At 44.7% G+C, this 21,359-nt stretch carries 14 protein-coding genes; 4 read left to right on the top strand and 10 right to left on the bottom strand.

The window, feature by feature from the left end; translation table 11 throughout:
• Window positions 1-10: 10 nt before the first annotated feature.
• Both recB and recC read right to left on the bottom strand, forming a co-directional pair.
• Window positions 11-3,976, bottom strand: coding sequence for an exodeoxyribonuclease V subunit beta (gene recB, locus MHN00_RS17210; RefSeq protein ID WP_239301920.1), 3,966 nt, complete (start codon window positions 3,974-3,976; stop codon window positions 11-13).
• Window positions 3,973-7,596 carry an exodeoxyribonuclease V subunit gamma gene (gene recC / locus MHN00_RS17205; protein WP_239301919.1) on the bottom strand — a complete coding sequence of 1,208 codons (3,624 nt, stop codon included), beginning with the start codon at window positions 7,594-7,596 and terminating at the stop codon, window positions 3,973-3,975. The genes recB and recC overlap by 4 nt, the downstream gene beginning before the upstream one ends.
• A 633-nt stretch (window positions 7,597-8,229) precedes the next feature.
• Between recC and MHN00_RS17200 the strand changes: the two genes are divergently transcribed.
• Window positions 8,230-8,883, top strand: a complete 654-nt coding sequence (locus tag MHN00_RS17200; RefSeq protein ID WP_069944491.1) for a dUTP diphosphatase — start codon at window positions 8,230-8,232, stop codon at window positions 8,881-8,883.
• Window positions 8,884-9,042: 159 nt separating this feature from the next.
• Here the strand turns inward: MHN00_RS17200 and MHN00_RS17195 are convergent, their stop codons facing one another.
• From MHN00_RS17195 to MHN00_RS17165, 7 genes are all read right to left on the bottom strand, one after another.
• The gene (locus tag MHN00_RS17195; protein ID WP_239301918.1) at window positions 9,043-10,722 is read right to left on the bottom strand and encodes an AMP-binding protein; all 1,680 of its coding nucleotides are present in this window, start codon (window positions 10,720-10,722) and stop codon (window positions 9,043-9,045) included.
• 221 nt (window positions 10,723-10,943) lie between these two features.
• Entirely contained in the window at window positions 10,944-15,116 is a 4,173-nt protein-coding gene (locus MHN00_RS17190) for an EAL domain-containing protein (RefSeq protein WP_239301986.1), read from the bottom strand.
• Window positions 15,117-15,332: 216 nt separating this feature from the next.
• The gene (locus MHN00_RS17185; RefSeq protein WP_239301917.1) at window positions 15,333-16,721 is read right to left on the bottom strand and encodes a ribonuclease J; all 1,389 of its coding nucleotides are present in this window, start codon (window positions 16,719-16,721) and stop codon (window positions 15,333-15,335) included.
• A gap of 68 nt (window positions 16,722-16,789) precedes the next feature.
• Window positions 16,790-17,023 (bottom strand): DUF2789 domain-containing protein, encoded by a 234-nt coding sequence (locus MHN00_RS17180; RefSeq protein WP_014949810.1) that lies wholly within the window; start codon window positions 17,021-17,023, stop codon window positions 16,790-16,792.
• 124 nt (window positions 17,024-17,147) lie between these two features.
• Window positions 17,148-17,498, bottom strand: coding sequence for a DUF2750 domain-containing protein (locus MHN00_RS17175; RefSeq protein WP_014949811.1), 351 nt, complete (start codon window positions 17,496-17,498; stop codon window positions 17,148-17,150).
• A gap of 72 nt (window positions 17,499-17,570) precedes the next feature.
• On the bottom strand, window positions 17,571-18,401 hold the full coding sequence (locus tag MHN00_RS17170; RefSeq protein ID WP_014979575.1) for a LysR family transcriptional regulator: 831 nt from the start codon (window positions 18,399-18,401) through the stop codon (window positions 17,571-17,573).
• Between the two features lie 126 nt (window positions 18,402-18,527).
• Window positions 18,528-18,695, bottom strand: coding sequence for a hypothetical protein (locus tag MHN00_RS17165; protein WP_014949813.1), 168 nt, complete (start codon window positions 18,693-18,695; stop codon window positions 18,528-18,530).
• 399 nt (window positions 18,696-19,094) lie between these two features.
• On the opposite strand from MHN00_RS17165, the gene MHN00_RS17160 reads away from it, so the two are divergent.
• Window positions 19,095-19,451 carry a DUF413 domain-containing protein gene (locus tag MHN00_RS17160; RefSeq protein WP_014949814.1) on the top strand — a complete coding sequence of 119 codons (357 nt, stop codon included), beginning with the start codon at window positions 19,095-19,097 and terminating at the stop codon, window positions 19,449-19,451.
• A 192-nt stretch (window positions 19,452-19,643) separates the two neighbouring features.
• On the top strand, window positions 19,644-20,393 hold the full coding sequence (locus MHN00_RS17155) for a PRC-barrel domain-containing protein (protein WP_239301916.1): 750 nt from the start codon (window positions 19,644-19,646) through the stop codon (window positions 20,391-20,393).
• 96 nt (window positions 20,394-20,489) lie between these two features.
• Here MHN00_RS17155 and MHN00_RS17150 read toward each other — a convergent pair whose 3' ends face one another.
• Complete coding sequence (locus MHN00_RS17150) at window positions 20,490-20,801, bottom strand: metalloregulator ArsR/SmtB family transcription factor (protein WP_014949816.1); 312 nt, start codon at window positions 20,799-20,801, stop codon at window positions 20,490-20,492.
• Window positions 20,802-20,985: 184 nt separating this feature from the next.
• Between MHN00_RS17150 and MHN00_RS17145 the strand changes: the two genes are divergently transcribed.
• Window positions 20,986-21,336: a rhodanese-like domain-containing protein gene (locus MHN00_RS17145; RefSeq protein WP_014949817.1), complete on the top strand. Its 351-nt coding sequence runs from the start codon at window positions 20,986-20,988 to the stop codon at window positions 21,334-21,336.
• The last annotated feature ends 23 nt before the right edge of the window (window positions 21,337-21,359 follow it).

Here is a 21,359-nt window from a genome sequence, read left to right as displayed (position 1 = left end):
ATGATGTTGACTACTCGTCATCGAAACTAAACTGCTGCTGACCCAAAGACGTTTGTTCCAATGGCTGGTGAGAGCTGCCAGCATTCGAAGAACTATCGCCTTGCTGGGCATCGTCTCTGCTCGCAAATATCCCGTCTAATCGGTTGAGTACAGACGATGGAATATCAGTATAAAATACCCCTTCTCCGCGCTCGTTTTCTGGGTGCATGCCGCGTAAATACAGGTAATACACCCCACCGAAATGCACATCTGGGTCGTAGTTGGGCAGCGTATTCTTTAAATAGCGATGTAGCGCCAAGCAGTAAATTAAGTACTGAAGGTCGTAAAGGTGATGCTGGTTGTTATGAAACAGCGCTGTTGGCGTGTAGCTATCTAGAGTATCGCCAAGCCAGGTTGACTTGTAGTCTGCCACATAAAACTGACCGTCATGCTCAAAAATCAAGTCAATAAACCCGTGCATCATTCCCTGTAATTTTGCAGTAATTAGTTGTGGCGCTGTTTCCACTTCACCACCAATAACGTCAGCCACGTTTTTTCGATGAGTCGCGAGTACTTCACGAAGCTGAGTCCATTGCGTGTCGTTCATTGGAAAATAGAATTCGGCTTCGCGCAGGGTTTGCGCTAAGGGCAAATCACTCATACTTAGCTGCATATTGGGATACAGAGGCGTCTGTAGCGCTTCTTCTAACCATTCATAGAGTAGCGGCGTTCGCTTTTCATCTAACCCGAAGCGGTTAACCAGTTCCTTACCCGTTTCTTCCCAATCGGGCGCACTAAAGTCACTGTGCTCTAGAATATCGTGAAGTAAATTGCCTGCGCTCGCACCTTTCTCTAGGGTAAAACGCAGATCATTTTTACTTACCGTACTTTCAACAGCTGCCGAGGAATTGATGTCTGCATCAATTGAGCCCATCTCACCCATGAGGGTGTCGCTTGCATACACTTCCTCATCTCGAATGGTTTGAAGTACGGGCACACTAGGAAGGGTTTGACCCAAGGGCTCTGTTATTGCGCCGGACTCTGCTGCTGTGCCTGTTTCAACGCTTTGGTTAGCACCAACCGTGGTTAAACGGCTCATTGCTGAGAATGAATACAGTCGCCATTCTTCGCTTGCCGTGCCGGTAAATTGCAACGCGGTTAGCTGAGGTAACTCATCTTCTTGTTCAAAGCCATTATACACTTCCTCAAACTCATCACCGTCGATATGGCTGGCATGGGACGCATCTTCATCAGCAACGCGGTTTAACACACTCGACCAATCGTTGTTGCTGCCATCGCCGCCTACACCAAGTGCTCGTGCTAATGCGCTTCTTTCATTGTTAGTCAGCGGTACAACGCCCATGTAACAGCGATGGGCAGCTCGTGTTACCGCCACATAGGCCAGTCGCATGTCTTCCGCTTCACTCTCACTTTGAACGCGAGCTATCGCCTGTGGCGTCTGTCCAAGCTGCATTTGCAAATCTTGTTTTTCTTCGTCGTAATAAGTAAATATTTGCGACGTAGTGTTGCCGTTTTTAGCGGCGTCTCTGTAGCCGGTGGCAAAAGGAACAAACACGATGGGGTACTCTAGCCCTTTCGAGCCGTGCTGAGTAATAAGTCGAATAAGTTGGCTGTCACTTTCAAGGCGCAAAGTAAGCTCTTCATCGCTTTCAGGCTTATGAATTTGCTTATTCAACCAGTCGAGTAGCTGCTCTGGGCGCTGGTGAGTAGTGCTAGCTTTTTCCAGCACTTCGGCTAGGTGTTGATAGTTAGTAAGGGCGCGTTCCACGCTGTCAGCATGAGGTTGATAGCTATCTTGCATTAAATACAGCAGCACACTCATGCACCCTTTTTGCAGCCACATATCGCGCAGCGACAATACCTTGTCGATAGCCGCATCCCACTGCGCGTCATCTTCATGGTACAACAGTTCAATAAGTGATTGGGCACTATAACCCCAAAGCGGTGACGCCAAGCTCGACGCCACTTTACTGGTGTCGTTAGCATGCCAAATACCGTTGAGTAACCGCAGTACATCTTTGGCTTCGGCACTGGCAAATAAGTTACTGCGATCGCTTAAATAAACACATGCCAAGCCTTTTTGCTGCAGTACACTTTTGATAGCGCCAGCTTCGGTCCTGTCTTTCACCAAGATAGCGATATCCTGAGGCTTCACCGGCGCAGTGCCACCATTGGCGGTTTGGAAGTGCGCTTCGTTCAATAAGCGGTAAATCTCCTGCGCAATCCATTGAGCCATTTTGCGGCGCATAATGTGGGCGTTTTCTTTGTCGTCCAAACACATGCTAACGTAGTTCATTGCGCTGCGTTTCGTTACAGCACTTTCCATTACACCGCTCTTCATTACAGCACTTTTCATTACATTGTCTTGTTCGGCAGGATCGATAAGTGGCGTTTTTGCCGCGGCCGCTTTAGGCGTAAATTCCACAGGGTTGTATTTGATGTCAAAGCCAAACACGTCGGTGGGTTTATTTGATGCCACAGGCGCACCATAAAATAACCGATTATAGGCCTTAACCATTCCCTCTACCGAGCGCCAGTTGGTATTCATCACCCAGCGGTAATCTGCCTGCCTACCCGCTTTTAAATAGGTAAAAATATCGCCACCGCGAAAGCGATAAATCGCCTGCTTGGGGTCACCTATCATTAATAACGCACTTTCGTTAGCATTCTCAAGATTAGGATAAACTGCGTCTAAAATCGCGTACTGCTTTGCATCGGTATCTTGAAATTCGTCGATAAGCGCTACGGGAAATTTTTTGCGAAGCTCAGGCACTAGGGTATTGTTCGGCTTCACCACTTCGTCGGCGAGCATGCGAATAAGATCGTCGAAGTCGATAACGCCAAGCTGTTTTTTCTGCTTTTCAACGCGGGATTTGATGAACGAAATAGCTTCAACCACCAGCTTGAATACAGGCACCTTACCAAACGCTTTGTCTTTCTCACTAAATGCTTTTTTAAGCGCCCCTGCAAAATCTTTTATAGGCGTTAAGATCTCTTTTACACCAGATGAATTTCGCGCATATCGGTTACCTTTAACAAAGGCTTCCGCTTCGGGCGGCGGAAGATAATAACTTTGTTCATCCACGCAAGAACGCAACCAAGCTTTAAGTGCAGTCAATTCCTGAGGCCGCTCTTTTTTATGGGCCGGTGTTTTGATGAGCTGTTCTACCAATAGCCCTTCATTATCCTCTACGCTTTGAAGTAGAGACTTCACATAGGCTAAAGACGTGTGCGGCGCTTCATCTAGCTGCTTTTTACACGCCGCCTCAATATCCTCTTCACTAAGCAATATTGGGGTCAGAGTACTTTTAATGCTGGCGTTAAACTCTCGCAGCAGTTTTTCAGGTGTATGCCAGCCAGACTCTGCCAGTAGCCTAAACTCGTCCTCACTTTTGCTAATTTTTCGAATGAAGTCTTCGGCAGCTTCAAGGTATAAGTCGCTGGTGTCATTGCCCAAATTAAGCGACATGGCAAAGCCGCTGTTAAATGCTAATTGGGTAATAACATGCTGACAAAAGCCGTGAATAGTAAACACCGAGGCTTCATCAAGCTCCAGCTGCGCCGCTTTTAAAAGTGCCAAACTCTCGTCAATATCACAGCTATTAAATAAATACTGATAAACTGGGTCACAGCCACTGTCTATTTCATTGCCGTTATCTTTGGCTTGCTGCCAAATAAGGAGGGCTTCTCTTAGTGTTGCCGCAATACGCCCCTTTATTTCTTCGGTCGCGGCTTTGGTGAAAGTCATCACCAATATTTCTTTGACGGTAAGCTTTTTTTCAAGCAATAGACGCAGATACAAGCGCGTAATATTAAAGGTTTTACCTGTACCAGCGCTGGCCTCAATAAGGTGGCGCCCTTTAAACGGCATAGCGACTACATCGAGTAATTGCGCTTCAGTGCCGCTGTGGTCGTCGGTTTGCGGCTGAGATTGTTCGTCTATAGGGTTATCAGAGGATGTAGGGTTGTAACTCATAGCTTCTCCTCCTGAGACGCATTGTTGACCATGGCGAGCAGCACAAAAGCACTTAAATGCGGTATATCATTCCAACTCACGCCCTGAGGAAACAACCAATTTAAGTAAGGGTTGCTTGCCATATCGGCGCTGAACTGCCCGCTACTTTGCTGCCAGTCGGTTAATGCTCGCTGTAACTCTATCGTGTTAAAAAGTGCAGCGGCTTGATCCACCGCCTGTTTCGCTTTTTCATGTTTTTCATTTGTCGTTTCGCTAGCTACAGCGTTGTCTTTATCAGTGAACGGGCACATCTCGTCAATTGCATGTTGTACTTGGCTAAGTATCGCTTTGTCGGTTTCACTAGTCCCGTCCGCACTCTCTAGTAACGCATGCAGAATGTCGGTAATCATCTCAGGCTTTATGCTTTCCACTACAGGCTTAGTGTCTGAATTTCTGGTTCCGGGCATAAAAGTACCGAACAAACTTAAATGAATAGGTGTCGGCGCCGTGTAAACTGCCATATAAAGCTGTTCAATAAACAAAAGTAAACGCACAGCAGTTTCCCGGTCGTAAGCGGGGAAGCGCTGCTTTTTCAAAATGGTTTCGCCCTTTTCCCAGGCACACGAATAGATATCCAGCGGATAGTTGCTGTAGCTGGTTTCTTCATCGCTACTTGAAAAAACTAATTGTGAGATGAAGAAACCCAAAGCGCGATGTGCGTCAATCTTGCCTGCACAAAGCTCGACTAGCGCGTCACTGCCTAATAAAGCCGATGAAGTAAAGGTGATGTATTTGCCTTGAAAGTGCGCTTTCTTAGGCTCCGCGTCGTGAGGGCCCATTGCCTGACTTAATGCCAATGCCCCTTCTTTCCACATGTCAACTTCATCTCTGGCAACGGGGTTATTGGGAATATCCCCTCTAAGCGACGCAAAAGTGATCACTTTTTCGCTATAGGAAAGAGAGGTGACATCATCTTTCTCTGGCGCAACGCGCTCTGCAGACGAAAAGATAGCGTCGAGCACTTGGTAGCGCAGCAGCGCATTGGTTTCAAACGGCTCGCTATTTTCAAGTAGCGTAAACGACTGGGACAGATTCACACCCAGCCGTTGTACGGAAAAATACTCCAGCGGATCTTTGAAAGCTCTCGCAATTTGAATACCTGATAAACGAAGCGATTGCGTTGATAGTGCGTCAGATGATGGCGCTAACGTTGCCGTATCCGCATCATTGGTAGAGTCATTATCTGCTTCATCGGTATTTAATTTCGTTTTTTGTAACGCGTCAGCTAACCGTAACCACCCTGTTTCGTAGCTCGGCAAGGTTCCCGTGAACCCCTCTTCACTGAACGGGTGTAGCGGCGCGTTAACGCTGTACTTTGATAAATCCAGCGCGTAGCTGTTTGCTAACATATCCATGAACTCAGCCAATACTAGACTGGGTTGCCGCTCACTGTTATTGGTAACGTCGTTCCCTTGGTAACTTAAATATAAGCTGTCTCTGGTGGAAATAATGGCTTCTAGGAATAAATACCTGTCTTCCAAACGCCGTGAGCGGTCACCAATTTGGCGGCCAGCACCTGCCATTAAATCGAGGCCAAGTGGGCTTGATTTTCTGGGGAATTCACTGTCGTTCAGGCCCAAAATGCACACTTTTTTAAACGGTATGCTTCGCATGGGCAGCATTGAACATACCGTAACCTGACCGGTCATAAAGTGGTTACCAGCATCTGGCGACGAGAATCGATTGAGTAGCAGGTCGCGAACCTGACGAAGGGTGAGTTCGTGTTCATAACCTGCCTCTTCGCACCGTGCAGCAAGATCGGCAGCAACTTTGGCAATAAGATCCCAACTTTGCTGCTGCTCTTTTATCGGCATAAAACACGTATCTCTAAGCGATATTAAGGCTTTAGACCACTGCGCGGCCGTCCTTGGGGCTGTTAATACTTGGGCAAACTCACCCAACAGCGCCACAACGTCAATAAGCTTGCCTAGCGTAAGCGCACTTTGTCCTTCAACGTCGGGAATAGTAAGTAAGTCACTAACAATGACTTCACTATCTGGTGCCAGCATGCCCATAAGTAACCGGCGAATTCCCCACCACCAGCTGTAAGTGTCGTCTAGATCAACGCCTTCTGAAACGGCCGTTTTATGGGCACTATTAAGACCCCAATGAATATGAGCTTGTTTTAGCCATACCACCATTTGCTCTATATCATCTTGGGATACTGAGAAACGCTTTTGCACTGAATCTAGCTGCAGATAATCCATAATGTCCGACACACCAAAACGGCTATCGGGCAGCTGTAACAGCGCCATAAACGCCGCAATCAACGGCTCTGCATCCATTGGGCTTCTATCTGCAATGGTACAAGGAAGCCTAACCTGCCCCCTGCCAGCCAAAGCCTTTGTGCCTACTCTGTGAAATACAGCATCAACAAATGGCGCGTAGTTTTCGATGGCGGGGCACATCACCAGAATATCAGATGGGGTGCGCGTTTTATCTTGAGATAACCAATGTAGTAAGTGGTCGTGTAATACCTGCACTTCGCGAAGTGCGGAATGGGTACACATGATAGTAACGCTATCGTCTTTTTCTCTTAAATCATGAGCAAGTGGCTTCGGTTGAGCGGCCTGCAAGATATCGTTGTGAATATACTCGAGTAGACCACGAGCATTGTCGCTGCCAGCGTTATCGTTTGTTTCTTCAAAATCCGGTGAATCAAACGCACTAATCTCAAAGGTATCCAGTTCAGTGAGTAAGTTGAATAGCTCTCTGCCCTGTCTACCTAAGTTGCCAAGCAGCGGGTTTGACTGATCTTCTTCCATCCATTTCTTAAGGCCTTCTAAGCGCAATAGCTTCGCCTGTTCGCTACTGCTTTTCGCTTCCCCCCAATAATTAACGCTGGGGTTTAGGTGAAATATATGAATATCAATGTGCTGCGCGAGGGCGTCAAAAAACGCGATAAGCTGCGGGGCCATAGTATTAATAGCAAACACTATCACACGATCAGGCAACTTGTTCGTTGGTTCGCTTGGTAAATGACCAGCTTCCAACGCATCGAGCGTCATTTGATGCAAACGTGCAGGATGCAACGGCTGCTCTTTGACCAATATGCGCCAAATTTCGCTTTGCCATATCTCCATGTCATCAAATACAGCGCGTTCGTTAGCTTCCCATTTAAACAACCAGCCTGGGCGGTACAACAAGTATTGCTCGTACACGTCGGCCAGAGCGGTAGCAAGCTGAAGGCGCTGTAACCCCTGCTCTTGTTCACTTCCCGCATTTTGCCAATACCGGTTAACTTGTTCGAAGGCTTCTGCGCTCATTAGCGAGCCATCTTGGAGAATATTGTCGATACGCCATGTCAGTACTTCACGACGATATGGAGATTGCTTGGGTACTTTGTCCTGTCCAAGTACGGTACGTGCGGTATTCCACATAAAGCGTACTGGTAAAGGGTAATCAATATTCATTGCCACGCCGTGTTCTGTGGCAAGCTGCATGCTGACCCAGTGCTGCATTCCCGGGCTTTCAACCAAGATGGTTTCTGGCGTAAATACGCCCATGGGCTGCTGACGTAAAAGCGTAGTGAGAAGAAAACTTAAGTGTTCTAATTTATTAGAGGGATATAGCGCAAGCAATCGAAAAATCCTTTGTAGAACGTGCTTTTAGATACTGTTCAAAGACTGTACAGGTATCGTCGACCTTATAATTTAGTGTATCGCATTGGGCTCAGTAGTTAAGTTATTTCTCCAAAATTTAGATAAGCAAATGTCTTATGATAATAAAACAAATACTGGGGGCATGGCGAAATCAATACCCGGAGAGTTCTAAGCAAAGTGATAGAGGGATCTGGCGCAGTAAATGAGTACAAAAAAGCGTGTGGGCGATTTTCAGACAAAAAAAACCCACACAGACCTCAGGACACGAAAAATCTGTATGGGTAAGGTTTACGGTCTACTCAGTAACAACGTGAATAAGCGTTGCCTGGCACTCATTCACGTTAGCGCTACTGAGCAGCACTGTTAACGCTTTATGTTTTGCAGGTTGAATGCCAACTTTTTAAAGCTGAAATATCAACAACTTAAACAAAAATAGAAAACATGACCAATAAGTCATAGTTTTACCGTGGTGCAAGTGCACCACAAGCAAGCAGACATTAAAGAAAGCGCTTTACTCTCGCCGTCCTAAATTTAGCAGTTTCTCCCGAAGCGTCATTCAAGTACAATTTCGCCTTTACGAAACGCAACACAATTTCACGGTCAGGAGCAACAATGTTAACCGCGCAACAACTCGCCACTATGCTTTCTCTTCAGGATAAAATGAACGCCAAAGTAAACCCAGACTGGCTAAATGCTGGTTACGGATACTTACGTGCAGCAATGGTAGAGTCAGTTGAAGCAATTGAGCATCACGGCTGGAAATGGTGGAAAGCACAGCAAAAAGACTTGCCACAGCTTCAAATGGAATTGGTGGATATCTGGCACTTTGCACTAAGTGCCTGCATTATTGAATATAAAGGCGATATCGCTGAATCTGCAAAAAGTATTGCTTCTGAACTGGCAAGTGGCAACACCTTAGTGACTTTTGATGGCAAAGACTACGACGCGTCAAATCTGTCGCTTCTTGATAATTTAGAGCTCATGACGGGCCTTTGCGCCGCCAAACGCTTTAGCGTGCCACTATTCATGTTCATCGTAAGCCAGTGTGAAATGTCAGCTGACGAACTGTATCGTCAGTACGTAGGTAAAAATGTACTCAATTTTTTCCGCCAAGATAACGGCTATAAAGAAGGCACTTACGTAAAAGTGTGGGAAGGTCGTGAAGACAACGAGCACCTGGTAGAAGTAATGGATGCCCTAGATTTAACGAAGCCAGAGTTTAGCGACTTAGTGTATGAAGGGTTACGCTCTCGCTACCCTTCTTAAAGCGACCAATGCGTTTCGTTTATCGCGATGTAGCCTCGCTGTAGTGCTTATAGCCCAACACAGTTTCAACGCTTATTGCGTCTCCTTCTGATAACAAAAAGCTCTGTCATGGACAGAGCTTTTTCAAATATTACCAAAGCAAAAGACTCAACGACGATTTTACGCGTCAACCCAAACTAATTTGTCGCTATAGCTACCTTGGATAATATCAACAAAGCGGTCTTCTAAAACATGACGCTTTACTTTGAGCGTCGGAGTCAGCAAGTCGTTTTCGATGCTCCATTCGTTTTTCATAATGACAACGCGATCCATAACCTGATGGCTTTCCAGTTTTGCGTTGATGGCTTCGAATGTTTTCTTAAGGCTTGCTTCAATGCCCGCTTTGTCTTTTTTCTGCGCTTCTTCACTAAGCACTAGCAAAGCCACAGGTTGAGGCAAATTAGTCCCCGTTACACACACTTGCTCAACAATAGGGTTTTCCATGAATTTTGCTTCAATCGGCGCTGGCGTAACATACTTACCCTTCGCGGTTTTAAAGATGTCTTTTAAACGACCAGTAATTTTAACGTAGCCATCAGCATCAATGACCCCTTTATCGCCAGTGCGCAGATAACCATCCTCAGTAAAGACTTCAGCCGTTTTTTGTGGTTCCAAGTAGTATTCCAGCATATTGCACGGCGACTTAACTTGAATCTCACCTTCTTCTGACGTGCGGATGTCTACGCCGTCGTATGGCTTGCCGATACAGCCGATTTTATCATGACGGAAAGGTACACTGCCGGTGCCATAAGCACTGTTCTCGGTCATTCCCCACCCCTCAGAAATGTAGATACCAATTTTCGCGAACCATTCAATGACTGCTGGTGCAAGTGGCGCCGAACCGCTTGCCCACAAACGTGCGTTATTAATGCCCAAGCCATCGCGAATTTTCTTCGCAACAATTTTGTTCAAAATTGGAATTTTAAGCAGCGTATCCAGTTTCTTCTGCGGCATTTTCGCTAACACGCCCATCTGGAACTTTGTCCATAAACGCGGTACCGAAATAAATAGCGTTGGCTGACAGTGACCTACATCCCGTTGGAAGGTAGTTAAATCTTCTACAAAGTGAATTTTGCCACCACTGTAGTAGCTTGAAAGCTCGACCAGTACACGCTCTGTAATATGCGCAAGTGGTAAGTAGCTCATTGTGCGATCGTTTTGGTTAATACCCAATTGATCGAGCGAGCGACGCGCTGCCCAACAAGCCGTATTGTAACTGTGCACCACCCCTTTAGGCTGACCAGTACTGCCAGACGTATAAATGATTGTCATCAAATCATCCATATCAGGTACAGGCGAGTCTGTTATGGGCGCGATATCCATAAACTCTTTCCACTGCTGCTTAGTAGCAATGTTTGGATAAGGAAAGGCAACCGTTAAATATTCTGAAGGAATAGAGGCAACTTGTTCCGCAGTATTATCTAGTTTTCCAACGAACAATAGCTGTACGTCAGCATGTTTCAATACATACTGGACCGTGTCTGGACCGGCTGTTGAGAAAATAGGTACCGACACGTGACCTGCCATCATAATGCCCAGATCAGCGATAAACCACTCAGCACAGTTTTTTGAAAAGATACCTATACGGCTGCCTTGCGGGAAATCGAATTTACGTAAACGTGCTGCCACTTTTCTGGCTTGTTCGGCGACTTGCTTCCATGTGTAGTCGTGGTATTCACCGTTAATAGGCTGCGTAAGAAATACGTCGTTCCCACGGCTCTGTTCCCAGTGGTACAACATACTTAATGGCGATGTTATTACTTCCGTGGTATTTGCGTTTGCTGTCATGTCTAGCGGCATAAGTCACTCATATGTTGTTATAATGTAGCTCATTTTTACAATGATTTCACAGACTTCTAATAAGCCCTATTTTTTATTGAAAAACAAGCTTTTTAAACAAGCGTTTACATTCTATGCGACGAATAACAAGGCTTTAGAGGCTAAATTTAGTTTTCTTATAGATTTGGCTTTTGAATCTTTATGGTCTTATCTGTTAGAAAAACGCGGTAAATATCGACGTTTTACCACGCTTTAAATAACAGCGGTGCAACTTCCTCGGCGGTACAAGGCTTGGCGTAGAAATAGCCCTGGTGGAAATAACACGCTTTTCCAATCAATTCTTCTGCTTGCGCTTTTGTTTCAACGCCTTCCGCAACACAACTCATATTCAAGTTATTCGCTAACGTAATGGTTGTTGTTACCAGCGCTTCGTTTGCATTACCCGGCGCCATTTCGTTAACGAAGCTCTTGTCGATTTTTAATACCGACAACGGATAACGCTTTAAATAGCTTAAAGACGAGTAACCTGTACCAAAATCGTCAAGGGCTAATACAAAGCCTTCTTTCACAAACCGATTAATCTGTCTTAACGCATTGTCACTGTCATCCATCAATACGCCTTCGGTAATCTCGAATCGAAACGCTTCTTTGGGTAGATTGAACTCATCAAGCAGGGTTAGCACACCGGTTAAGTCGAATTCGGTTTTGAAGTGAAGTGCAGATAGATTAATAGAGACAAATCCCGTGAAGCCTTGGCTGTACCAGGACGACAAGTCCTCTGCCGCTCTTCGCATTGCCTGTCGTGTAACTTCTATTATGTACTTCAATTCTTCAAGTACCGGAATGAACTGATCGGGGAAAAGAGGCTCGTTATCCAGTTTTCCTCGCAGCAGTAACTCAACCCCAATAGTGGTATTAGTTCTGGCATCTATAATTGGCTGGTAGTGATTGAAGAAGCAGTCGTCTGAATAGGCACGTTTTACTTTATTTTCAAGCTGTAAACGCGTTTTGGCACGTTCATTCATGTCTGTCGTAAAGTAGGTAAAGCCGCTTAATGCGTCCTTCTTCGCCGTATACATAGCCACATCAGCCTGCTTGATAAGCTCAGCAGGCTCAGAGGCGTCTTCGGGATAAAACGCCACACCAATACTGCACGAAACACGAAGCACTTCCTCTGCTAACGATATAGGCGTTTCTACTGATTCAATGATTTGTGCCACGAATGAGCTCAAGTCGTCATTGGCATTAACTTCCTCAATAACAATAACGAATTCATCGCCGCCTAATCGCGCAACGGTGCCCGACTCAGCCACAAGGTTTCGCATTCGGTTGGCTACAATGCGCAGCAGTTTGTCACCGTAGTCATGCCCAAGTGAGTCGTTAATACCTTTAAATCTATCCAAGTCAACAAACATCACCGCCACACGATGCTCATGATGACGGGCAAGCCCAATAGCATGCTCCAGTCTGTCTAGCAGCAATGTTCTGTTGACCAAGCCTGTTAAGCCGTCGTAGGTCGCGATTTTCAGAAGTTTGCGCTCAGCATTTTTTTGTTCTGTGATGTCGGAAATAACAATCAGGTAGTGCTCTGCAGTATTACTTTCGCCACTTACCGCTGTTATATCAATAAGCACGTCGTAGCGCTTGCCATCAGCACCATCGATCACGGCCTCGTCTTTCCAAAAATCCCCTCCCTGCATTTCCGGTAATTTGCCAGACAGGTGTCTATTCAACGTTGGGTAACGCAAATAAAGTCGTGCCAACTGCTTGGGTAACGGCTCTTTATTATTAAAGCCGAACACGTGCTCAAAAGCTGGGTTCGCGGCAACTAAGCGCTTTTCTTTATCAAAAATTAAAACCCAGTCTCGAGTTTGTCTAAAAGCGTCACTGAATAGCGTTACCTGCTGCTGAGCTTTTTGTAATCTAAACAGTTGGCGTTGACGGGAGAGTAAATATGCTACGAATAAACTCACGATGAGCGCTGCGTAAATAGTATATGCAAGCGGTGAACGCAGAGGCGCATGTGGCATATAAAGCGTAATTTCAGCCGGTAGCACGTTATAGTCGAAACTACCTGGCGTGGGGGCAACAGAAAAAACGTAGTCACCCGGTTCTATGTTGGTAAAGGTTATTTTTGCATCGTCAGTCACGCCTTCTGTCACGACGCGATCACCGTTCAACAGCTTGTAGTAGTACTTTACTTTTCCTATGCCTGACATCGCTAATGACGAAAAATGGATTGTTAACCCATAATCTTCGTAATCGAGATCGAAATGATGTCCACTTAGGTTTTTAAGCGGCTGATTAAGCACCCTATTGTCTACGGCAACTTCCGTTATAGCAGTTTGCTTACTGAGCAAACTTCTTCCAACTTCCAAGCTTTCCAATTGCGATGCAGAGAAAACCACAGCGCCGCTCGTCGAACCGTAAGCCAGTCGACCGTCCTTAAGCTTAAGCGAAGCCCCCTGGTTAAACTCAGAAACACTTAGCTCTCGTCCGTAGATAAAGTTCTTGATTTGGCCGGTAGACGGGTCGTAATTGTGTAACCCTTTGTGCGAACTAAACCAGATATTGCCTGCTTCGTCTTTTTGCAGCCCGTAAACAATGTTTGATAATAAAATATTCGATTCATTTAGGTTGTACAACGGCTCAAACGTGTCTGCGTCAATACCAACCAACCCTACGCCACTGTATGCAAGCCACAGCACACCCATATCGTCGATAACCCACGACGATATAGAGCGATCTCGGCCACGCTGTAGCTCTGAGAATCGATAGACCAATTCATGCTGAAACGTCTCTGGGTCGATTAACCACAAACCACCTTCGGTAGCAAAAAATAATCGATCATTGTGGTAATGAGACTGCCCCAAAAAACCCAATGAAAAATTTATGTCAAAAACACGAGGGTCCAGCTCTAAAGAGGAAATTTCTTTTTCGTCCACGTCATACTTTACAAAACCTTCGTTGCCAATAAAGTACAAATCCCCTTTATCTGAAAGCATCATTCCCGTGCCATACGCATCAAATATGGTGTCATCGCCACCTTTTAATACCTCTGGCCGGTTAGCCTCCCCTGTTTCCATATCAAACAACCGTATTCCGTTGTATGTATTGAGAAACAATTCGCCACTTTGCGTTGGAACAATTTTGTCTACGGCTCCTTCACCGATAATCGCTCTTTCACTTTTTGAATACAGATACTTCTCAGACTTTTTTGTCGTGAAATCATAGTGATTAAGCCCATTTTCTGTACCTATCCAAATTTTATTAGGCTCAGTCTCGGCAAACGACCACACCACATGGCTAGTCAAAACGCTAGCCTCACCTGCTCGTTCATTCTGGATGGCAAAAATATCCGCACTTTTCACACCGAAATACAGCGCGCCAGCATAGACTGAACTTAACCAGAGGTTGTCAGATTCATCTTTGGCAATGGCGATAATTTTTTTGTTTGAAATTTCGGTGAAACCGTTATGCGGCTCTAAGATGTGTTCGTATTCCCAACCACCTGCTTTTTTACTCAGCTGATATAGCCCTTTATTAGTGCCCATCCAAAAAGCGTCGTCTTTGTACTGAACCAACGTCCACACGTTTCTGTCGGATACGACCTGTGTAAAGACATGTTCTTTTTCACCCTGAACCTGCTTGAGAAAGTCTTGTTTCTGAGCAACAAATACGCCCAAAACCGTTGAGATCCACACCCTGTCCTTATCGTCTAAAAGTAAAAACTTTGCATTGGCGTTATCGAGGTTTTCGGGAATATCACCCAGGTAATCAAGTCTACGTAAAGGCTGTTCTAAATTGTTGATATTTTTGACGTACACCCCCGATGTAGTGGCTACCAGTAAGGTGTCTTCAACGGTGATTGCCGCCCGGATGCTTTGGCTGTTACCCAACAGCGGCTCAGGGAGCTTTGCTATTCGCTCAAGAGTTTTAGTTTGCGTGTTAAATTTATGCACTTCTTCTGTCAGTGCAATGATAAGGTGCGTGTCATCTTGCCAATGAAAGGTTTCCGCATGTTGCACAAAACCTTCAAAGTCGTGGTAGTACGTTGGCTCTAATTGCACCACATCCTGAGTAGCTAAATCGAGATAATAAACTCCTCTGCCGTACACGCTAAACCACAACGCTTCAGTACCTTGAAGAGCAAGTCGATAAATGGATGAGTCGATAAGAGAATTGTCTGGACCTGCTACTCGTTTAGTTCTTACTCCATCCCAACGAACCAAACCACCTTCTGTGGCTATCCACACAAAGCCATCTTCGTTTATAACAATGTCGTTGACGATATCTTGCGGAAGGCCATTTTTGGTCGATAAAGACTGAAAGACGGGATTAGACAGTCGCGGTGAGGCCACCGCTTGTAGGCTTACAACTAAAACCAGCAGTAAAAGATAGTTGAAATATCTCATCAAAAATGGGTCGCACGTTTTAAATTTTTATTATAAACCCAAGTGTAACAGAATGTTTTAAACTTGGGCAGCTTCTAAAATGAGGTTTTTAAAAACGTGAAGGACACATCTATCGCATTGATAAATAAAAATTAATTTTTCTAAAGCGTACAATATGAACAAAAGCAAAAGGCGCGTCCGACTAAATACACTTAGGGCTATTTCGATATTTTTATTTTACTCTTGCTGTACAGGAATGCGACCAACTGGAACAACCTGTCTGCGAATGCTTGGCTGTGGCGCTAGCCTGTACAAATCACCGTTCTGCCCTACATAGGTCTTTTTAATACCGCACGCTTTAGCAATATTTGCATGTGCTTGAAGGTGTTGATGCTCGCCGTGAACCGGAATAGCAATGGTAGGTTTTACCCAATGATACATGAGCTTTAATTCTTCTTCACAGGGGTGACCGCTGGCATGAATTGGCAGCGTGCTATCTTCACTGTGAATAACCGTTACTCCCTTTGCCTGCAGCGCTTTACTTAGTCGGCCTACACTTTCTTCATTTCCGGGAATAACTATCGAAGAAAATAGCACAGTATCCCCTTTGTCTAAACTAAGGTGAGGGTGAGTGTTTTTTGCAAAACGCGCCAGCGCGGTATTTTTCTCGCCCTGGCTGCCTGTCGCTACGGCTAAAACTTCATGGGGGGGAAGATAACCTAAATGTTGGGGATCGGTCACAGGTAAATCGTCTGGCCAAATGCCCTGTTGCTTGGCAATGCCGTACATGTTCATTAACGAACGACCGTACAGCGCCATGTAGCGCTTAGTTTTCTTCGCGACTTTAGCCAGCGAAATTAGCCGTGCTATATTGCTACCAAAGCATCCTACCACCGCTCTCCCTTTTAACGGCGCGATAGTGCTTAATAGGCCGTCGTAACAATTTCTCTCTGAAATTGAAAAGCCCGGTTTTGTTGCATTGGTAGAGTCTCCAACCATGGCAAGAATATTCTCACTGCCTAGTCGCTTGTAAAGGCTAACGTCAAAAGGTAAACCTGTTATGGGGTTGGCATCAATTTTCCAGTCTGCTGTATGCAATACTGTGCCCACTGGTGTATTGATTTTTAGTGCGAAGGGTTCTGGAAGCGAATGAGTAATGGCTAGCCAGTTAACGCTAAAAGGCCCAATTTGCTTGGTATCGCCTGCATCGACTTCAATAATGGCAATACGGTTAGCCAATTTGCTCCTTGCAAGCTTTCGCCTTAACACTTCGGCGGTAAAAGACGTAGTATAAATTGGCTTTTGGAAACGTTCCCAAAGGTAAGGAATTGCGCCTACATGATCTTCATGGGCGTGGGTAATGACAATGCCAGCCAGTGCTTCTTTTTGTTTAGCAATAAATGAAGGGTTCGGAGCCACAACGCGATGCGTAGTGGCTTTGAACGTATTCTGGTTAGACGCTTGGCTGACGCCTTTGTAGGCAGGTACGAGAGGCTCATCAAAGGAAACCCCACAGTCAACCATTAACCATTGACCATCGTGACCATACAAATTGAGGTTCATCCCAATTTCGCCCGTTCCGCCTAACGGAAGAAACCACAAATCATCAGCAGATGGGTGCAACAAAACGGCTATTACCTTCTCTCAGAGCATTGAATATTAGTTCGACGTTTAAATCTATGAGCGCAGAGCCATCATTCGTGCAATTCAGCATTAAGTTGGTCTATCACTTCGGCCCACGCAGCGTCTTCAACAATGGCATCTTTCAAAAATGCAGACTGACTTTCATTCCAATAAGGCGCTTCATGAAGATGTTGGCTCTTATTCAGCCCTCGATGTGTTTCAAAAAATTCAGCAATTTCTTCGTCTGAACTTCCTAAGCCTAGTTGGCTGAATAGACTATTCATTGTGGGTTGCTCAGTAAACATAACGCCTCCTTGGGTTATTAATTAAGGGCACAATAAACGCCAGATACGTTTTACCCAACTAACTTTATTATGCCCCGTTTGCTTACTGGATAATTACCCTTTGTTTTCCCCTTGAGATCACATCTTATAGGTAGTCAGCGAACTCTTCTGGCGTAATCACCTCTCCTTCTTCAGCAGGTACAGGACATACAATGACCATTAATTCATCTTGCGTCATGCCCGGCACCCACTTAGTCAAAAACTCTTCGGTGCTTAATTCCATCGCTTCACAGTGTGCCCAGTCTTCGGTTGCCCACAAGAGTGCTAACTCAGCATCAGGCCAAACCGGAACACCATCTTCTTCATCAGTAGTTAGCATTACGCAGCCGTGCTCATCTTTAAGAATGAAGAGTTTCTCTTCCGCTTTAATTGTTGCAAGGCTTGCTTCTAGTCGTTGAAATGCGTTTTTTTCCAATAAAGGATGTAATTGTGACATAAGTTTCTCTCTTTAATTCTGCGATTCACATGCCTTTAAATTAGGCACCGTGGGTAAATTTATTGGCAGCGGTTAACACGCTTTAGACACGCTTTCTATTATCTCTGCTAGACCCACTCGTCTGACTTGCTTCATGCTGTGCACATACACCTTAAACGATACGTTTTCTAACGTTTCAATTCTGGTCACTTTCACACTACCGGGTAACTGACTCTCAACGTTGGTCGGTAATACGGCAATACCACCTTCGCTCTGTAAATTGTTGAGCGCAAGATTCAACGAATTGGTTCTTAACTTTGCATCGCGAAGTTGAGGGTAAGCAGTAAGCAACCAGTCTCTTGCCTTAGTTCCCCAATCAATAGCCACAAAATCTGCTGCATCAATAGTCTCAGACGCTTGTCCAATTCTATATAGCGCCAAATCCTGCTCTAGCAATACATCACTGTTTACTTCTTCAGATTTCAACGGTTCAGTGGAGAATGATAAGTCTGTCACCCTTTCGTGCAATTGTCGCGAAAGGGTATCTAACGTAAGAACTTCAGCCTTTACTGACCAATCGGGAAACGAGTTGTGTAGGTGACTGAGCATCTGAGGCAATAACAGCTCGCTCGCCAGCTGTGTTGCGCCGCAAACAACATATTCAGAGGATTGAATTTGGAGCTCTTGTTTTGCTTCGTTTAGCGTTGCGCATAATTGCCTAGCGTAAGGCAGAAGTTTCTCACCAGATTGAGTGAGCTGTATACTGTTGCGTTGCCTAATAAAAAGCGTGGTATGAAAATACTCTTCAAGTAGCTTTATGCGCGCACTGACTGCAGATTGAGTAAGGTAAAGGTTTTCAGCCGCTTTACCAAAGTGACGAGTTTTTGCCACCTCTATAAAGGTGGTGAGAAAGCGTATATCCATGCTTATTGTACAACCGAATCAAAGTGGGTCTAAATTGACACAGATAATACGGCAAGTAAACACAAAAGCACAGAAGCGCACCGCTATAAACGGTACGCTTTATTAAAATTTCACCAACTCGCTGAATTAATACTCTTCTTGGTGCAGGCGACGCTGTTTGTCACGGCGTTGCAGGTCACGCTTCTGCTTTTCCTTTACAGTACTTTGACGTTTGGAATTTGGCTTTTTAGCGTGAAAATCTTCCTCTTCTACCGAGTCCCATTCATCACGCTGGTAACGATAGTCTTTACTCATTGACTTCTCTGGGTTGTTAACACACCTCAATTATTATCTTAAGCGACAAAATAGAAAACGAATTTTAATCATCGTAGCGACAAGAATTTTTGATTATTCCCATCAGTGATTTTCATAGACTTTTAACGTCCAACTCATTTACGCTCGTGTTATAGCGACGCCCGTTGCAGGGCCAATAAATAAAAGCTTACATTTTATTTTAATTTCAAAAACTTAGGCATCTCACGTTTGAGGTTATCCCCTCGCACTTTCTGTATACTTTTCAAACGTAATCTAAAATTTAGTGTTAGATTTTATACCGTTAAAAATTTTTTATTGATAAGAGAAAAATCTTTTGTTTTATCTTCGTTTTTAATTATCTTAAAAGTGCGCTGAACAAAACATTACGTTGGGTACAACATGAAAAGTTTAGCTATTCGACAATCTGCAAAACCTTATATTGACCGTCAGAAGTTTCCATACGGTTTTCGTAAATCAGGTGACTTCAGTATTACTGAAGCCGATCTTCTAACCCACTACGGCAAAACACTGCTAGGACTTGAAAGTGGCGAATTGTCGCCTGAAAGTGATGATGAGAGACACTTCGTCGAATTCGTTACGGGTAAAGTTGAAGCTAGCAATAACCTAGAAAAAGCCTGGGCGAAATACGTCAGATTAGCAAGGGGCAAAAAGCACTTCTACACCCTTCACAGCAGTGCGAGTAACCAATCAGACTATGATGAAGACTACTCTGATGAAGAATTCGATGTAGCATAATGCTACAGCATTACTAAAAAGCTCGCTCCGGCGAGCTTTTTTGTTATTGAACAAATGATCTCAATCAACTTCAGACAAGAACAAAATGAAGAAACATTAAGGACTGTCTACACTTAGTAGTAATACAGAGTGATGTGCAGTGAATTGTGCATTTCATTCTGAAAAACGAGCCCATGCAAAGGAGGCGCAACGATGATCATTAGTTCAAAACAGCTTACTCACTTTTCTATACATGCCCTAGATGACAAAGTGGGCGGCATCCGCGATATCCTTTTCGATGACGAAACCTTCACTGTTCGCTACTTGGTCGCAGATACCAATACTTGGCTACCGCTTAGCCGTAAAGTGGTGATATCACCTATATCTGTTAAACAGTTAGATGAAGATAGTGAGTCTGTTCATATCAATATGACAGTTGATACATTAAAAAACAGCCCCTCTATTGACGAACATAAGCCTGTGTCACGTGAATACGAAGAAAATCTCTTCAAATATTTTGGTTACGGATACTATTGGATTGGACCAGGAGCTTGGGGGGAGTTCGCACATCCAAATGAACTGGTCGAATTACAGCGCGCTGAAGAGTCTGAAGCTGAAAACCCGAAAAAGAGCACCAACCACCTAAGAGCAGTGGGCGAAGTTGGTGGATATGAAGTTGCTACAACCACTGATAACGTTGGCCACATCAGTAACTTCGTCATTGACACCGAGAGCTGGAAGATAATCATGCTAGTGGTAGATACCAACAACTGGCTTCCGGGTGGCAAACATCTCGCACTTCTACCTAGCGATATTGAAAGTATCGACTGGGCGGCGCACAGCGTAGTAGTCAATTTAAGTCACGACGAATTGGTTGATAGACCTGAAGTGGAAAGTGAAAAAATATCTGAAGAAGGCTATGTGCCTATGCTTTGCGAGCAATTGAATAAAAACGGAAATTAATAACCGAAGAATGTCACTGTTGGCGATTTTTAGTTAGGAACTTTACAATGTCCGTTGTTGAAGGCGGACATTGTAGCTTAGGATACAAAAAGTAGATTACTCGCAGAAAAATTCGTACATCAAAGCAATCAAACGCTTGACGCGCTCGTCTGCTAAGCGGTAGTAAATAGTTTGACCTTCCCTTCTTGTGGCCACCATCTTTGATTCTCGCAATAAAGCAAGATGCTGAGAAATCACTGGCTGCGAGACGCTAACAACTTCGAGAAGTTCGGTTACCGATTTTTCCTCTTTCAGCAACGAACAAAGCACCATAAGGCGTGTTTTATTCGCGAATTGCTTTAGGAAGATCTCGGCTTCCGCAGCGTGTTCCATTATATCATCTGAACCTATTACCATATCCTCGGACATAAGCACTCTCTATCTGTAAAGTATTTCGGCACCAATTTAGCCATTTACTATACTAAAGTATAAGACATTTTGCCGACCTGCCAATTTATGCGACGAATCCCTGTATTTTACATTGTTTTATTACGCTGACATCAATATATTAGATTTTACTTATTTTAATCAAGTTTAGGCAAAAAGGAAAAGTATGCTTATAGACATGAAGACTCGAATAGAAAACATAGACGATAACTTACGCACTGTATCTGCGGAGCAAGCGGCCAGTGAGTGCCGAAACAATAGCGGTATACTGATTGATGTACGGGAGAGTGCCGAAGTTGCCAATCAGCCCGTACCTTCTGCGCTTCACATACCACGCGGCGTGCTCGAAATGAAGGCACTGGAACAGTTTAAAGATGCTTCAGCGCCACTTTATATTCACTGTGCATCGGGCATTCGAGCAAAACTAGCAGCAGAGCAACTTATAAAAATGGGCTATGAGAACGTTTCGGTGGTGACATGCCCTGTACCCACAATAAACCAAGCAAACCGAAAATGACTTCTTAACCACGTGTATGCTAT

The sequence above is a fragment of the Alteromonas sp. Cnat2-8 genome (genome assembly GCF_022348355.1).
GTDB classification, from domain to species: Bacteria; Pseudomonadota; Gammaproteobacteria; order Enterobacterales; family Alteromonadaceae; genus Alteromonas; species Alteromonas macleodii.
Note: the sequence above shows the minus strand (reverse complement) of the source record. Positions and strands in the feature narration are given on the sequence as shown.

What these genes read in the sequence shown, in the direction of transcription:
- recB (WP_239301920.1), bottom strand. Translation starts at nt 3,976, where the DNA reads ATGAGTTACAACCCTACATCCTCTGATAACCCTATAGACGAACAATCT.
- MHN00_RS17165 (WP_014949813.1), bottom strand. Translation starts at nt 18,695, where the DNA reads ATGAGTAAAGACTATCGTTACCAGCGTGATGAATGGGACTCGGTAGAA.
- MHN00_RS17180 (WP_014949810.1), bottom strand. Translation starts at nt 17,023, where the DNA reads ATGTTTACTGAGCAACCCACAATGAATAGTCTATTCAGCCAACTAGGC.
- MHN00_RS17195 (WP_239301918.1), bottom strand. Translation starts at nt 10,722, where the DNA reads ATGCCGCTAGACATGACAGCAAACGCAAATACCACGGAAGTAATAACA.
- MHN00_RS17155 (WP_239301916.1), top strand. Translation starts at nt 19,644, where the DNA reads ATGATCATTAGTTCAAAACAGCTTACTCACTTTTCTATACATGCCCTA.
- MHN00_RS17160 (WP_014949814.1), top strand. Translation starts at nt 19,095, where the DNA reads ATGAAAAGTTTAGCTATTCGACAATCTGCAAAACCTTATATTGACCGT.
- MHN00_RS17170 (WP_014979575.1), bottom strand. Translation starts at nt 18,401, where the DNA reads ATGGATATACGCTTTCTCACCACCTTTATAGAGGTGGCAAAAACTCGT.
- MHN00_RS17190 (WP_239301986.1), bottom strand. Translation starts at nt 15,116, where the DNA reads ATGAGATATTTCAACTATCTTTTACTGCTGGTTTTAGTTGTAAGCCTA.
- MHN00_RS17145 (WP_014949817.1), top strand. Translation starts at nt 20,986, where the DNA reads ATGCTTATAGACATGAAGACTCGAATAGAAAACATAGACGATAACTTA.
- MHN00_RS17150 (WP_014949816.1), bottom strand. Translation starts at nt 20,801, where the DNA reads ATGTCCGAGGATATGGTAATAGGTTCAGATGATATAATGGAACACGCT.
- MHN00_RS17200 (WP_069944491.1), top strand. Translation starts at nt 8,230, where the DNA reads ATGTTAACCGCGCAACAACTCGCCACTATGCTTTCTCTTCAGGATAAA.
- MHN00_RS17175 (WP_014949811.1), bottom strand. Translation starts at nt 17,498, where the DNA reads ATGTCACAATTACATCCTTTATTGGAAAAAAACGCATTTCAACGACTA.